The sequence below is a fragment of the Wolbachia endosymbiont of Glossina morsitans morsitans genome (assembly GCF_000689175.1).
GTDB classification, from domain to species: domain Bacteria; phylum Pseudomonadota; class Alphaproteobacteria; order Rickettsiales; family Anaplasmataceae; genus Wolbachia; species Wolbachia pipientis.
Genome location: NZ_AWUH01000138.1, coordinates 1 through 1,966, shown reverse-complemented (window position 1 = coordinate 1,966; position 1,966 = coordinate 1). Strand labels below are relative to the sequence as shown.

The window sequence follows — 1,966 nt, the reverse complement described above, 5'->3', positions numbered from 1 at the left end:
ACTTGGATGATACCTTTTTTCTACTTAGTTTGGGTTATGCAAGAAGTCTATTATAATCAGGCTTTAAGTGTTGCGGAAGTAATTTTTTTCGTTAAAGTAAAAAATTTTTTCTATAGCTGGTCAAAGTGGGATCAAGAGAAACTTACCACTTTCTTTACAAAGGGTTTGATGTTACCATTTTGACTGCCTATTCTGAATTTATTGAATGAACGTTAACATAAAGAATCTAGTTCATGCTTTCTCTAAATTGCCAAGTTTAGGGCCACCATCATCACGCAGGTTAGTTATACATTTACTCCAAAACAAAGAAAAAGTTATGCTACCACTTGCATCTTTGATTAAAGAGCTAGCAGATCTTATAATAGAGTGTGAAGTTTGCGGAAATCTAGATACTAAGTCACCTTGTTCTATTTGTACTAACCCAAAACGTGACACTAAGTTACTGTGTGTAGTAGAAGAATTAGGTGATCTATGGGCGTTTGAAAAAGGAAATATATATTCAGGTTTATACCATGTTTTGGGTGGCAGATTGTCTGCAATAAATGGCATAGGTCCAAAAGAACTCAACCTTAACACTATTCTGAAAAGAGTGACAGAGTCTAAAATTGAAGAGATAATTATCGCAATTAATCCGACATTAGAGGGCCAAGTTACTGCACAATATATAATTGAATTGCTAAAAAATTTGGATGTGAAAATATCACGCCTTGCTTGCGGCATACCAATGGGCGGAGAAATTGACTATCTTGATGAAGGAACGCTGAGGATAGCACTTACTTCAAGACAAGAATATGAGTTAAATATAAAATAAGACATGTGACTTAAAAAAACTTATAGCGCTAATAACATTCAAAAAGAAAAAATAGTGCCACCACTTAAAGTGGTGGCTTGGGAAAATGACCGCCTAAACTATAAGCAATTTTCAGGTAAATTCAACACTATAATTAAAACAATTGATCAGTCTTTTACAATAATATCTTTGGAAGGATATGATGGATGGGGCAAGACGTTTTTTTTGAAAGAATGGGTAAAAGAGTTAAAACAGCAAAATGAAATTGCAGCTTATTATAGTGCATGGGATATCAATGCATTGGACCAACCACTGCCTTCTTTTTTAAATTTCCTATTTGAAGATTTATTTGTATCGTATAAAGTAAAAAGGAGTGTTATACAACAGTTCAAGAACATAAACCAAGAGCTATTTTCTCTAAACACACTAGGAAAGCTGATCAGTAAATCTCCACTTGCTATGCTTTCAGTATTTCTTGATGCTGCAAAAGAGGCTGATAAAAAAGACATAGGTTTTGTCTTGAGTGAATTAAGTCTTCTCCAAAGAAGAAAAGAGAGTACTAGAGATTTTAAAACACAGTTAGCGGATGTGGTTAATAAAATCAGAAAAGACAAAAACATTTATATAATGGTGGATAATCTTGATGTGTGCCGTCCTAAATTCGTTGTCGATTTTTTGGAATCTATAAAGTATATGCTTGATGTGGAGGGGCTGGTTTTCATTATTTCTGTAAGTAAAGATAAGAGTAATATACAAAGAGCAATCAGCACAATACTTGGACCAAATTTTGACCTAAAATCTTTTACTGATCTCTCTTTACATTTGCCAAAACAACCGATAGAAAAATTTACAAAAGAACTATTTGAAAATATTAAATTACCGAAAAAGTCAAAAAATTTGATTGTAGATAGTTTTATATTTTATGCAGAAAGCCTGTCACTATCGTTAAAAACAATAGAATACTGCGTAAAAAAAATAAAGCTGTGTCTTCTGAATCACACAAGAGAAGAATTACCTGATCCGAATTTGTTTTCATTTTTGGTAGTACTGCAATCGATAAATATTGATATATATGAGGAATTAGGTTTTTCATATCAAAGAGCATTGGAAAAAATTGAAAATGAATATAAATCTTTAGTTCTAAATGGTCAAGAAAAATGGGAAAAACTTAAAACC

At 32.2% G+C, this 1,966-nt stretch carries 2 protein-coding genes and 1 pseudogene; all 3 read left to right on the top strand.

The genetic code is table 11. The features are described from left to right. On the top strand, positions 1-183 hold a 183-nt coding region (locus WGMM_RS06750), incomplete at its 5' end, for a hypothetical protein (protein WP_240991895.1). 22 nt (positions 184-205) lie between these two features. Beyond that, positions 206-811: a recombination mediator RecR gene (gene recR / locus WGMM_RS03510; RefSeq protein WP_038250178.1), complete on the top strand. Its 606-nt coding sequence runs from the start codon at positions 206-208 to the stop codon at positions 809-811. 22 nt (positions 812-833) lie between these two features. Further along, positions 834-1,966 (top strand): annotated as a pseudogene (locus tag WGMM_RS03505) (KAP family P-loop NTPase fold protein); the annotation flags it as partial.